Raw genomic sequence first — 12,753 nt, 5'->3', positions numbered from 1 at the left:
ATTTTTGCGTGTTTTAGAGTTAACATATAAAGCGACTTGTTTACTTAACACAAATAATCCTTACATTTTACATTAACGGTTTTGCTGGAATGGAAACCCATGTTAAAAACGAATTTTAAAATATTAGCTGTTGATGACGATGAAACAATATTACGTTATATTAAAGCACAACTTCTCAGACAAGGCTATGAACTCGAAGTAACAACAGATGAACATGAAGCGCTATCACTAATTAAAAAAAGTTTTTTTGATATCGTAATTACAGATCTCTACATGCCTAAAATGTCTGGGTTAGAAATGCTCAAAGAGGTCAAGCAAATTTCACAAAGTACAAATGTTATTATGATGACAGCTTCTAATGATGTGAGCCACTCATTAACAGCCATGGAAGAAGGAGCGTATGACTATCTACTTAAGCCTATTTCACCAGAGCTCTTACTTTTACGAATAGAATATCTACATACTTTAAAAAAACAAGCACAAGAAACAAATGCCTTGCGTTTACGCTTAGAATCCCAATATCGTTTTGGTAATATTATTGGCAAAAGCAAACCAATGCAAATGGTCTTCGAAAAAATACAGATGGTTGCAGACAGTGTCAGTACTATTATTGTTCAAGGACCAAGCGGCACGGGGAAAGAGTTAATCGCAAATGCCCTTCATTATAATAGTGAGCGACGCGATAAAGCTTTTATTAAAGTCAGTTGTGGTATTTTTAACACTGAAATTTTAGAAAGCGAACTATTTGGGCATGAAAAAGGTTCATTTACAGGAGCTCTCCGGCAAAAAACAGGGCGCTTTGAACTTGCAGACCAAGGAACTATTTTCTTAGATGATGTGGACGACATTCCTCTAGCAACGCAAGTAAAATTACTGAGAGTTTTACAAGAAAGGGAGTTTGAACGTGTCGGCGGTGAAAAAACATTAAAAGTTGATGTTCGTGTCATTGCTGCAACAAAAAAAGATCTAAAACTACTTGTTGCTGAAGGTAAGTTTCGCGAAGATTTATACTACCGTTTAAATGTAATCCCTATTGTTTTGCCTCCACTCTTAGAAAGAAAAGAAGATATTCCTCTGCTTATCTCTTTTTTCATTAAAAAATTTCAACGCAAAAAAAAGATCGCCAGTGAGCTTTCTTCAGAAGTCGCGAAACTTACTCGTGACTATGAGTGGCCAGGAAATGTTCGCGAATTAGAAAATGCAGTCGAACATGCCGTTACTTTTTGTAAAGAAGGTCAGTTGCAAATTGCTCACTTTCCGGAAGAAATCCAACGCATTGTCAAAACAGAAAGTATATCTCTAGACATTGGTGGCGATGATAAAGTTGACTTCAATAAGATGGTCACTGACTTTGAAAAAAAATTACTTATTTGGGCTTCTGATAAAGCAGAAGGACACCAAACAAAAATGGCTAAAGTATTAAATCTACCAAGAACAACTTTGCGAGATAAACTTATTCGTTATAATTTGATTGAGGTTTTATAGACATGGACCAAGTACTTCATGAAAAAACTTTAGCCGCGTCTTCTGCAGTTTCACAAATAACTTCTGGTATGGTTATCGGCCTAGGAAGCGGATCTACCGCTGAAATTGCAGTAAAATTAATTGCTAAAAAAATAAAGAGCGGCGCGAAAATAACAGGTGTTCCTAGCTCTATATCCACCAAAAAACTGGCAGAGTCACTAAACATTCCAATGATCACAGACACAGTTCCCGAAAGAATAGATATCACTATTGATGGTGCAGATGAATTTGATGAAAACCTAAATTTGATCAAAGGTGGAGGCGGTGCTTTGCTACACGAAAAAATAGTAGCAAGCGCAAGTGACAAACTCATCATTATTGTTGATTCTCGAAAAACAGCGCGCCCCTTGGGAAGTAGTTTTCATTTACCTGTAGAAGTAATTCCTTATGCTCATGTTGTCGTCGCAAAAAAAATCAAAGAACTGGCGGCAACACCTAAATTGCGAATGGTAAAGAGCAAACCGTTTGTCAGCGACGAAGGCAATTATATTTTAGATTGCGATTTTGGAACAATAAGTGATGTTCAACACTTAGCAAATGCTCTTTCAAAGATTGCTGGAGTTGTTGAACACGGACTATTTATTGCAATGACTGAAACAATTATTATCGGCAGCGAAGAGACAGTACGGAAATTGCATCGCAAATAGAGCAACTATCAATTTAGTTAATTTTCAATGATATACAAATGCACTTGTAAAGGACTTGTATTTGTTTTGTTGTCATTCTCACGAAAACAGGAATCCAAAAACATATTGCCTTTACAATGCAATTTTAGAGGACACCTTCTACTTTTGCCAATCACTTAAAATCAAAAGGAGCTTGTTGTGAAGTATATCATAATACTTGTGTTGATTTTGATTCCGGTACACAGTCAAGCAAATCTGCTGGAAACACCTAATGCAAAAAATTATACACACTCTTTTAAAAAGTATCCTTTTCGTTTTTCCCCAGTCTCTGCTCAACAAATAATAAACAAACTAAAAAAAACAACGCAAGTTCCTCTAGCAATATCAGCAGTAGAAAAACCACTTCTACAAGATATACTAGACGGACAGTTTGATTCATTTTCTATTGAAGAAGCGGTGATTATTGCTTCGGGTATTACCGATAAAAACCTAGCTCGCAAATACGTCAACAAATTAGAATCAATATACAGAAGTATTCGCAAGCACTTATCTAGACAAAGCTCTGAAAAAAACAAAGCGCGCTATTTGCTTTTGTATTTACACAAATACCACTTAAAGCATTACGATATAGCTTCTTCAAACTTGATCGCTTTATTAGACCGCGGTATTTACAACTGTGTTTCTTCATCGCTGCTTTACAATATCATGGCCAAAAAACTCGGTCTTAATGTAAGAGGAGTTGAAGCTCCTGAGCATTGTTTCTCTATAGTCTACAATAAAGAAGAAGACCCCTGGGATATAGAGACCACATCACCGGCGGGTTTTGACGCTGCCCACACTAAAAATCTTTCCCAAGTCCAAGTTCACACCAATGGTTACGTCGTAAATAAAACCTTACGCCGCGAAATGACCGTAGATAAACAAGTAGCGATGATCTACTACAATCGTGGTGTTGCCTTAGCTAAGAAAAAAAAATATATTGCTTCAACAGTAGAGTATTTTAAAGCTTTGCTTATCGATAATAACTTTTATACGGCATGCCAAAACACAATTGTAAATTTTGCATACTACTCTCGCAAGCTTAACAAAGCTGGTAAAATTGATCGTGCTTTACAAATGTTATATTTAGGTTTAGAGTTAGCCCCAAACGATAAAAACTTACTCAACGATTTAAACGTCTTGTTTCGCAACTCTGCAATAGATCTTATACAAAAAAAGAAATACGATACTGCGACAAAGCTCTTAACAAAAGCGCGTACTTATTTTCCGAAAGAAGAAGACTTTGCCTTTCTTATCGCAAGCGCACAATTACAAGAAGCGCTAAACCACAAGCAAAATTTTACCTATGCAATGCAGCTTTTAGATAAAACAATAAAAGAGTCCCCATTCCAAATACGCGAAGAAGTATACAATTCGCGCTGGTACGTAATAGACGAACACGCACAATACCAAGCAAGCAAGAGACAATGGCAAAAAGCCATTGCCATTTACGAGTGGGGATTAAAGCTCAAAGGAGGAGAAACTCTTAGAAATAACTGGGTAAAAACTTATGTAGACTGGGGAGAATTTACACAAGCAACTGATCAAGTAAAAGCAATTGTTATTTACGAAGAAGCTTTACAAAAATCGCCACAGCAAAAGCATTTTCAATCGCGATTAATGCTACTTTACCAGCAAATATATAGCTCCGAATTGCAAAAAAAACAATACAAACGTGCATTTTCATGGATGAGCCGACTCTACAGCTCTTTCCCTCAACAGCAAGCAGTAAAGAATAATTTATGGTACGTTTATCAACAGTGGCACAAACACTTACTCGAAACAAAGCAATACAAAAAAGCGCACAACATATTTCAATCAGTACAAAAACAATTTCCCAAAGAAAACAAAATCCGCTCAATATACACCGCGATTTCAAACGAAGTCGCAATGAATTACGCGCAGAAAAATTCTTACTCACACGCTCTTGCTATTTACAGCGGACTCAGAAAAAATTTACCCGAAGATAGGCAAATACAAAATAACTTTCACTATCTCTTACAAGAAGGAATTAAATCCTTCATACAGCAAAAAAAATATAAGCAACTAAGTAAACTAATAGCTCTACTGCGTAAAAAACTACCAAATGAACCGCTAATAATAAAAATTGCAAGCGCGCAACTAATGCGTCAGGCACAAAATAACCAAGATCCTTTGGAAATATACACAATTGCAAAATGTCTACGTTATTTACCATCGCAACAAAATACTAGCGACTCAATTATGATGGAAGCTTTACGAGTATGCTATGCACAAAAAGACGACGCTGCTCTGTGGAAAATATACACACAAATAACACAAAATTTCTCAGCAACAGAACAAGTAGCCGCTTACATGCACAAATTGTGTACAAATCGAGGCATACAACTCATAAACGAAAAAAATTGGTACAAAGCCATAAATTTTTGCAAACGTGCGGTGCGTACATTTCCTAGAGATACACAATTTCAAAGAAGGCTAGACTATGCCTTGGATGCACGCCGATAACTTCTTTGTACAATTCCATAAAAGAAATTCACTCCAAATTTTAAAGTATGTCGGGAAAAGAAACCGCAAATATGTGGCCAGAGCAGAAAGATTCGATTGAGAAGCAAAGGCATTTTCCAAAAATAGCCAAAACAACTGAAATCATAGGCAGAGTGGTTTGAAAGGAACTATCCAAACTATATCGCATTTTAATGCCGTGTTTTTTATCAAGTGTTGCTTTACAGCAGTAATGTAGTTTGAGTTATTGGGTTTGACATTGCGAAGTAACTCTCCCGTTATTTTTAACGGTAATTGTTTTTGTTTTTTCAGTTCTTTTACCAGAGATTTTATAAAAATTGTTGTGTCGTTGTCTCTAATTATTTCCAAATCTATTACTCCGCTTTCTCCAATTACGACATCGCAGAGATGATATTCTCCTACAGAGCAGTTTATTTCTTCTTCATCGCAAGATCCGTATATGCTAATTAATTTTTCGGCAGTCATCCCTATTGCTTTGATTTTATTCTCCTTAATAAAATCAGTAATTACTCGTTAGAATTCATCAGACAAGAATAAAAAAATATAGATTATATGTATTTCCTCTATCAACTTGCTTTCTTCTAAGTATTATTGTTCGCTAACTTGTAAAGAAACAACTATTCCAATTCCCAAGAAAGACGAAATCAGAGAGCTTCCGCCGTAAGATATAAATGGCAAAGGAATTCCGGTAATAGGAGCAAGCCCAACCGTCATAAATATATTGATAAACGTTTGTATGGCTAAAATCGCAGTAATACCAACAACAATAAGTTGTGCTTGTAGGTCGGGTAAAGAAGATGCGGTAAAAAGTAAAAAAGAAAATAGTGCAAAATATAAGACAATAACGAAGAAAGTTCCGGCAAACCCCCATTCCTCACCGATGATCGCAAAAATAAAGTCTGTTTTTTTGGCTGGTAAAAAGTTATTAGTGTTTTGGTATCCCTTTTTTAAACCTGACCCAAACCAACCACCTGAACCATATGCATTTAGTGATTGTATTAATTGATACATTTCACCTTCTTCTAAATGTCTTGGTAATTCCTGATGAATAAGTGGTTGGAAAAAATTTGTCAATCTTTTCTTTTGGTAGGGTTTTAAGCCATATGAATATATTAAAGAAAATGCTAATAGTGACAACAAGATAATGTGGCGAATGGGAATTCCTACTACAAACGACATTACAAAAAGCGTTCCGAAAAAAACTAGCGATGTTCCTAGATCTGGTTGTAAAAAAACTAATGAGGCCGGTACACAAGTAATAAGAAAAGCGGGGATAATATCAAAATGAGTTTTATCTTTGTTTTTCACAAATTGCGAAAATAATTTCGCCAAAACCAAAACTAAAGCGTATTTCATAAATTCAGACGGTTGGATTGAGTATTGAGAAATGCGAATCCAGCGTCGTGTACTTCCAACAAAGGGATCAACGGCAAACAGTAAGGCTAAAACAACAACACCGAGAATATAAAATATAAAAGAGTACTCCAGCAACCACTTGTAATTTATTCGCATTGTTATGAAAAAAACCACTATCGACAGAAAAAACCATTTTTGCTGTTTGTCAAAAGTCCTTTCGTTATCGTTAGTTGTGCTATAAACAAAAAGTAAACCGATAGTAGACAAGATCAGTAATAGAATAATAATTGGCACGACAAAACTATAAAAAATTTTGTTCCAATTTAAATTGTTGAAAATAGAGTGCGACATTATTTTCCGCCATGTGCCTTGGTTCGCCTGCGAATGACAAAACCTTGATAAAAATCTTGTAAATATAGGGTATTATTGTTGATCGCCCATACATATTTTGCTATTTCAAGTTGCATAACAACCTTTTTGTCTACTCGATAAAATAAAGGATATGGTCGACTAAGATACATCTCTTCTTTTTCTTTAATAATGCTTTCTTTATTAGCAGTACCTTTAGAGTATTCTTCTTGGACTTTTTTGTCTATTTTTTTACGTAAAAAATCGTATTTTTTTAAACATTCTTTCCAAACATATTCTTCGCTATATCCCATTAGATTTGCTAATCTACCCACAGAATCGTTCTTCACCATTTGTTTTTCATTATTGAGAAGTTGTTTAGGGATAATTTCAATGTCAAAAACAGATTTTTCTACAAATATTTTATATTTACGACTGTAGAGAGGGTTTTTATTTTGTTTTTTTTGCTTTAAGGTTTTTTGTAGATAGTAGTCGTGTTGTGCAATTTGCAGTGCAAACAACCTCATTCCAAGAATAAATGAGAGAGCAAAGGCGAAAAACACAAGTTGTGTAACTTTATTGTGGATGCTTTCCATACTATGCCTCGTAAAGATAACCCTCTGGGGGTTCATGAGTAAATATTTTGAGTATTATTATTACTATTGGTGCAACAATAGTTGTATATATCGCTCCTGTAAAAGCTGTATCTGCTAAATCAACATAGCACGTTACATAAATAATCATAGAGTGTAGCAAATGATATTGAAATGTATAAAAGAAAACGAGAACGAGAAGTACAAGTGTGTTTGTTAAATGCATCGTTTGTTTTAATTTTAATAAAGTATAACTCAGAAATATAAATAATAGAGAATGTAAACCAAATAAATCAAGAGTCATACAATCTTTCAGTAAACCAACTAGCCAAGTTTGTAGTAGTATAGACTGCTTGTTATTATTATAAACTATAATGTAAACGCAAAGAATGATTAAAAATTCTGGCCGCTCATCATGAAATCCTAGTAAGGGGCAAATAACTATACCTGTAAACAAAAAAAGAATCCCAAATATAAGCGTTATATACAATTTCATTTATGTAAATCCTGATTCACAACAACTAGAACATTGTATATGCCACTTAGCGAAATAGGCTCGACGTCTAGCAGATAATGTTTTTCTTCTGACTTTTTTATAATGGCATTACCTACAATTAAACCTTGAGGGTAATTTCCAAAACCTGAGGTAAGTACAATTGCTGTTTGCGGTAATACTTTCTCTGGATGCCACTGTAAAAACTTGATTTTACATTTTTGTCTGCTTTGCCCTACACATATTCCTTCATCGTATATTGTAAAAATATCGTTTTCTTTTATCATTAGAAATATAGGAATTCGCATATAAGGGTCTGAAACTCGCAGTACCATACTCGAATGGGTAGATAATTTATAGACAATACCTAGTAGGTTTTTTTTAAATGTAACATAGGATTTTAATGCTACACCATCTTTTTTACCTTTATTAATAATAAAAGAACTACGATGATCCGAGCTATCTCTTCTAAGCAAAATTTTTGCATTGATTGATTTTTGGGTATTTTGTAGGGATATTTCTTTTTGGAGAATTTGTATATTTTTCAAAGTTTGTTTTAGATGTATGATCTCTAGTTGTTTGCTGGCCAATTGTTGTTTTAGTAGAGTAACATTTTCATCTTTGTTTACTTTCTCGTCACTAATCTGTGGAGAAGAAAGTAAAAAAGTAAATGACGACAAACTCAACGATGAAAAATAACGACTGTAAAGCATAAACGCACAAGATAGTAGTGCTAAACAGACTAGTAAAATATGCTGATAGTACTTCAATTTTTCAATCCTTACAATTATGCTGTGTCCGGTTCTAGGTTGTCGATATATCCTAAGGAGTACTAAGTATATGTTGTAATAAATCTAATTTTCCTAAAACAGCTCCTGTACCTTTGACTACACATTCGAGTGGCGATTCAGCGATTGTAACTTTGAGCTGCGTCTCATTTGCAATTACTTGGTCTAAACCTTTAAGTAAGGCACCACCACCGGCAAGAACTATTCCGCGTTCAATTAAATCTGCCGATATTTCAGGAGAAGTGGCTTCTAAAGATGCCTTGATCATATGCACAATATCCCGAACACAACTTTGCAAGGCTTCACGAACCTCTTCAGAACGGATAGTTGCTGTTCTTGGTAGTGAAGAGCTAGCATGTTGCCCTTTAATTTCCATTTGCAATTCTTGTTCTAACTCACAAGCTGAACCTAGATTTTTTTTGATAATTTCAGCTGTTGATTCGCCAATAAGTATTTTTTTCTGTTGTTTTAAATACTCAACGATAGCGAAATCCATCGCATCACCTGCTATTTTTATACTGCGCATAACAACCGGTGATGCTAGAGATATAATGGCTACTTCACTTGTTCCACCACCAATATCGACAATCATACTTCCTTTTGCTTCGCTAATAGGTAATCCTGAGCCTATTGCTGCTGCCATTGGCTCATCAATCAAATAAACTTCTTTTGCTCCTGCTCGGCGGGTTGAATCGATAACAGCTTGTTTTTCAACACTATTAATCCCTGACGGAATTGCAATGACAACACGTACTCGAATACCCCACTTAAAGTTAAGTGCTTTACGAATAAAGTAACGTAGCATTGCTTCTGTAACAGCAAAGTCAGAAATGACTCCGTGCTTTAAAGGGCGAACAGCTTGAATGTTTGGTGGTGTTTTGCCTATCATTTTTTTAGCTTCATTGCCAACAGCATTACCATCCATCAATACTTCATTGGTATCCGTGTTGATAGCAACGACTGATGGTTCACTTATAATACCTTGGTTTTGAACACTTACTAACGTATTTGCTGTACCAAGATCAATTCCAAGATCAAGTGATACTGCACCTAATATTTTATTTGATAAACCTAGCATAATATAATTTACCAGAGAGAGAGAGAAAGAGAGGGGTTTGGGAAGTAAAAGGTTTTAGGAAGTCTCTAAATTAGGGAAGAAACTGTTGTTAGGGTGTGCTGACATTTACAAGTAGCAAGGTACTTTGGAATTGCAGAGTTATACTCTGCAACAAGAAAAGTAGGAAACTAATCTAAAAGAACCAAATTATAGAAAATAAATGTCGACACATCCTATAAAATAAAGGCTTTTGGCTGTAGTTTTACAGCCATAGTGAATAGCCTTTAGAAATAGAAGTTTGAATATTTAGCAAAAACAATTTAAATAGTACACCAGTTTTACAAATTAATTTGTAGAGATGATGTGCTATTAATAAATTTATTTAAGCTTCATTTGAATGAGAGCACTATCTGCTCGTCCAGGATCGCCTTTACCATCATAAACAGTAAATAGTTCCCAACCGATGAGTAACATACCTATAATTGTGAAAATAGTAGTTAATATTATGATCACAGGTGTTATTGAATCGGAAGGAGCGACAGAACCGCTATATTCCTCTGCTTCATCAATAACTTCTAGTTCTCCTTGATAGTCTTCGTAATCTTCTGCCATTTAGCCTCTTGTGCCTCCAAAGCGCGTTGTTACAGAATCGCCTTTTTGAATTTTTTGGCGAGTTTTGTCTTTGATGATACGAGCGGCACTAGCGTCTTTATAAACATCCTCAATAACAATAGTTCCAATGTAGTTGCTGCCTCGGAAGACCGTAAATTGATAGCCCTTTAGCACTTTGTCATCACTTCCAAGAGAAATCATTACAAGCGGTAGCTTTTTACTAACGGCTGTAATGAAACCATCTAGAGGTTTTTCTCTAGTATATAGAAGATCAAGACGTACGCCTTGCTTTTCAGCTGCGCTAATAATTTGTTTAGCTTCGAGTAGCTCACGTTGTTGTCTTTGAATCAGTTTTTCTTTTTCGGCGATTTCGCCTTTGATGTTGTTTAGTTCTGTTTGTACAACGAGTTGTTCTTCTTCAGAACTTTCTCTTGCACGAATAGCATCTTCTTTTTCTTCTTTTGCCTGATCTCTAGCTGTTTCTAGTTCGTTGATACGAGCATCTTTTTCGCCTATTTTACTATTGATGTCATTATAGCTTGCATCTAAATTTGCTATTTTTTCATTTAGACTATCATTAGTTCTTTTTGCCTCGTCGTAGATATCTTTTACTTTGTTAAGTTCAACATTTAGTTGAATAGCTCTACCTGTGACGTTGTTCAAACTTTCTTGCAAGTTTGCAACTTTTCCTTCGGCATCTTTTAGCTTTTCTTCTTGTACTTGTTTCTCACGAGTGCTTGTTTGAGCTTGATCGATCAGCATTTGTTTATAGTCCCATTTCTGGGCTAACAATGTTCCAGCAATTACCATATAAGCAATGCTAAGAATGAAATTGATGAAAATAAAAATTTTAGCAATACTGCTCATGATTTTTACTCTCCCTGAAAATCTGCGGTGGAAGTCAAAATATTAATATAATTATAGCTCTTAGAGTCGTAAAAAGAGATAGTTGTAGCTATTGTAAAGTATCAAAATAAAAAGTCAAGAGTAATTATTGCAAGCATAACTATTTCATAAGTAACTTGAACAATTTATATTTTACTCACGCTGTTAAGTTCGTTATCAAATTAGAACATATCAAAATATTCTATTTGATTGTGTGCTTTATTTCTTTTGTATTTGTTGTATTTTCCTTACTAAATTATTATAACGCTGTTGTAAGTTTTTAGTAAATTTGAAAGAATCTAATTTAGTTAAAATAACTTGACTTTGTGCATATTTTTGCTGGTAGAAATATGTTTCAGCTTCTAATAACATTAAAATAGAATGTTTTTTTGACATTACCGGAATTTCTTTTTTAAGACGAGTGATGACTGAAATTATTTTTGTAAAGTCTTTTCTAACTTCGTAAATTTTAAGAAGTTGTAAATAAAGATTAAACATATGTTCACGCGATATCTCTTTTACTTGTCTCATATAATTATTTATAGTGTGTTCTCCTAGTAAAAAATAACTCATTGCTATTTTTTGCTGTTCATTCCTCCAAAATAATTGACCTGTCGCCACATAAGACACACATAAGTTAATATGAATACTCTTGCGTGCACTACCTTTGTTAACAGCATCAGCATATATCGATACGGCTGACTGCCACTTCATTGATCGTTTACGAGTTTCTTGACTTAGAAATAAAAGAGATAAAACAATAATGCTTGTAAGGGCAGCATACGCGAGAATATACATAAACTTTTTTTTGTGCACGTGAAACTTTTGCTGTACCACTCCTGGTTTTTTGTAAAAAGTATGTATTTTTAAAGTAACCCATGAGCAGAACATTTGCGACAATGCCCCTAAAATCATAATGAAAAAAGCTAGCAAAGGATAAGCTCGGTATTCTACAATCGCAAATTTGGTGGGAATTAATAAGTATGGAATCAAAATGATTAACGAAGCCAAAAACAGATTGAATGCGTTTTTTTCTGTACATTTGTATAGAAAAAACCCTGTAAGGATTATGGTTACAAAACCACTAAGTAATTTAAATACTGAAAAATTAGTCGCAGCATGATCAAAAGAAAATGTTTGCGCTAAAGGATAAACAAATAACTTTACATAGTACCAAAAAGCAAAAATTTGTTGTGCTGAGTTGTCGAATAGATTGAGACTTGTGAGTCGCTCTAAGATCATCGGAAACAATAACAATGTCAATAAAATAAACCAGAACACAAGAAAATATACACGGCGAGAAATAGCTCTCCTATGAAAAAGAATAGTCATTGCTAAAACGTAGAAACAACCAACTTCTTTACTAAAGATAGTGCATAATGAAAATAGAACAAATAATTTAGTATTTTTGTGATAAATTATAGATAAAATCAAAAATATCGTGAGTAAAATAACGGAACGAGCTTGAATGTAATTGACTGCTTCACTTGCAAGAGGGTGAACAACAAAAAAGCCGCTAAAAACAAGAGAAATTTGCCAAGAAAAGCCTAAATGTCTACAAAATAAAAGCACCACAATACCACATAAAAAATGTAAAATAATATTAGTGCTATGCCAACAAAAAGTAGAGTGGCTTCCAATAGTAGTTATAGCATTGCGCTCTTCTAATGTAGAACCTAAATTGTAATTGAGCCAAAAACTTAAGTTTGTAATTATGCGCCAATTGTTAGATGTTAGATACCTCGAACTATCTATATCTTGGCTATCAACAATTTGCCAAATATCATCATAAACAAAAGGTCCATACAAATTTGAACTATAGGAATAAAAAACACAGATACCTATAAACAAAAAAAGAAATATTGAAAGAATGACTTTTCGCACGGTTTAACCTCGATTTGATTTGGGTTTTACAGTATAATTACCG

Annotated in this window: 12 protein-coding genes; 3 read left to right on the top strand and 9 right to left on the bottom strand. The window is 34.4% G+C overall.

Going from position 1 to position 12,753, the window contains the following annotated elements; genetic code table 11:
- The first annotated feature begins 99 nt into the window (after nt 1–99).
- From UABHE_RS04525 to UABHE_RS04515, 3 genes are all read left to right on the top strand, one after another.
- Nucleotides 100–1,485 (top strand): sigma-54-dependent transcriptional regulator, encoded by a 1,386-nt coding sequence (locus UABHE_RS04525; RefSeq protein ID WP_372369041.1) that lies wholly within the window; start codon nt 100–102, stop codon nt 1,483–1,485.
- 2 nt (nt 1,486–1,487) lie between these two features.
- On the top strand, nt 1,488–2,171 hold the full coding sequence (rpiA, locus tag UABHE_RS04520) for a ribose-5-phosphate isomerase RpiA (protein ID WP_372369040.1): 684 nt from the start codon (nt 1,488–1,490) through the stop codon (nt 2,169–2,171).
- 177 nt (nt 2,172–2,348) lie between these two features.
- Nucleotides 2,349–4,676 (top strand): tetratricopeptide repeat protein, encoded by a 2,328-nt coding sequence (locus tag UABHE_RS04515; protein WP_372369039.1) that lies wholly within the window; start codon nt 2,349–2,351, stop codon nt 4,674–4,676.
- Nucleotides 4,677–4,817: 141 nt separating this feature from the next.
- On the opposite strand, the gene UABHE_RS04510 is transcribed toward UABHE_RS04515, so the two are convergent.
- From UABHE_RS04510 to UABHE_RS04470, 9 genes are all read right to left on the bottom strand, one after another.
- Nucleotides 4,818–5,159 carry a hypothetical protein gene (locus UABHE_RS04510; RefSeq protein ID WP_372369038.1) on the bottom strand — a complete coding sequence of 114 codons (342 nt, stop codon included), beginning with the start codon at nt 5,157–5,159 and terminating at the stop codon, nt 4,818–4,820.
- 123 nt (nt 5,160–5,282) lie between these two features.
- A complete protein-coding gene (gene rodA, locus UABHE_RS04505; RefSeq protein WP_372369037.1) occupies nt 5,283–6,401 on the bottom strand; it encodes a rod shape-determining protein RodA in 1,119 nt (372 codons plus the stop codon).
- Entirely contained in the window at nt 6,401–6,994 is a 594-nt protein-coding gene (locus UABHE_RS04500) for a hypothetical protein (protein ID WP_372369036.1), read from the bottom strand. Before UABHE_RS04500 ends, rodA begins: the two co-directional genes overlap by 1 nt.
- Before the next feature lies 1 nt (nt 6,995).
- On the bottom strand, nt 6,996–7,487 hold the full coding sequence (gene mreD / locus UABHE_RS04495; RefSeq protein ID WP_372369034.1) for a rod shape-determining protein MreD: 492 nt from the start codon (nt 7,485–7,487) through the stop codon (nt 6,996–6,998).
- The gene (gene mreC, locus UABHE_RS04490; protein WP_372369033.1) at nt 7,484–8,254 is read right to left on the bottom strand and encodes a rod shape-determining protein MreC; all 771 of its coding nucleotides are present in this window, start codon (nt 8,252–8,254) and stop codon (nt 7,484–7,486) included. The genes mreD and mreC overlap by 4 nt, the downstream gene beginning before the upstream one ends.
- Nucleotides 8,255–8,306: 52 nt before the next feature.
- Nucleotides 8,307–9,350 carry a rod shape-determining protein gene (locus UABHE_RS04485; RefSeq protein ID WP_372369032.1) on the bottom strand — a complete coding sequence of 348 codons (1,044 nt, stop codon included), beginning with the start codon at nt 9,348–9,350 and terminating at the stop codon, nt 8,307–8,309.
- Between the two features lie 357 nt (nt 9,351–9,707).
- Nucleotides 9,708–9,941: a hypothetical protein gene (locus UABHE_RS04480; RefSeq protein ID WP_372369031.1), complete on the bottom strand. Its 234-nt coding sequence runs from the start codon at nt 9,939–9,941 to the stop codon at nt 9,708–9,710.
- Nucleotides 9,942–10,808, bottom strand: a complete 867-nt coding sequence (locus tag UABHE_RS04475) for a hypothetical protein (RefSeq protein WP_372369030.1) — start codon at nt 10,806–10,808, stop codon at nt 9,942–9,944.
- 237 nt (nt 10,809–11,045) lie between these two features.
- The gene (locus UABHE_RS04470) at nt 11,046–12,710 is read right to left on the bottom strand and encodes a tetratricopeptide repeat protein (RefSeq protein ID WP_372369029.1); all 1,665 of its coding nucleotides are present in this window, start codon (nt 12,708–12,710) and stop codon (nt 11,046–11,048) included.
- Nucleotides 12,711–12,753: the final 43 nt, after the last annotated feature.

This window comes from Candidatus Uabimicrobium helgolandensis, assembly GCF_041508025.1.
Lineage (GTDB): Bacteria > Planctomycetota > Uabimicrobiia > Uabimicrobiales > Uabimicrobiaceae > Uabimicrobium > Uabimicrobium helgolandensis.
Note: the sequence above shows the minus strand (reverse complement) of the source record. Positions and strands in the feature narration are given on the sequence as shown.

Bases quoted from the DNA above. Each gene is read 5' to 3' on its own strand.
- mreD (WP_372369034.1), bottom strand. From the start codon at position 7,487: ATGAAATTGTATATAACGCTTATATTTGGGATTCTTTTTTTGTTTACA.
- UABHE_RS04510 (WP_372369038.1), bottom strand. From the start codon at position 5,159: ATGACTGCCGAAAAATTAATTAGCATATACGGATCTTGCGATGAAGAA.
- UABHE_RS04475 (WP_372369030.1), bottom strand. From the start codon at position 10,808: ATGAGCAGTATTGCTAAAATTTTTATTTTCATCAATTTCATTCTTAGC.
- UABHE_RS04525 (WP_372369041.1), top strand. From the start codon at position 100: ATGTTAAAAACGAATTTTAAAATATTAGCTGTTGATGACGATGAAACA.
- UABHE_RS04480 (WP_372369031.1), bottom strand. From the start codon at position 9,941: ATGGCAGAAGATTACGAAGACTATCAAGGAGAACTAGAAGTTATTGAT.
- UABHE_RS04485 (WP_372369032.1), bottom strand. From the start codon at position 9,350: ATGCTAGGTTTATCAAATAAAATATTAGGTGCAGTATCACTTGATCTT.
- rodA (WP_372369037.1), bottom strand. From the start codon at position 6,401: ATGTCGCACTCTATTTTCAACAATTTAAATTGGAACAAAATTTTTTAT.
- UABHE_RS04500 (WP_372369036.1), bottom strand. From the start codon at position 6,994: ATGGAAAGCATCCACAATAAAGTTACACAACTTGTGTTTTTCGCCTTT.
- rpiA (WP_372369040.1), top strand. From the start codon at position 1,488: ATGGACCAAGTACTTCATGAAAAAACTTTAGCCGCGTCTTCTGCAGTT.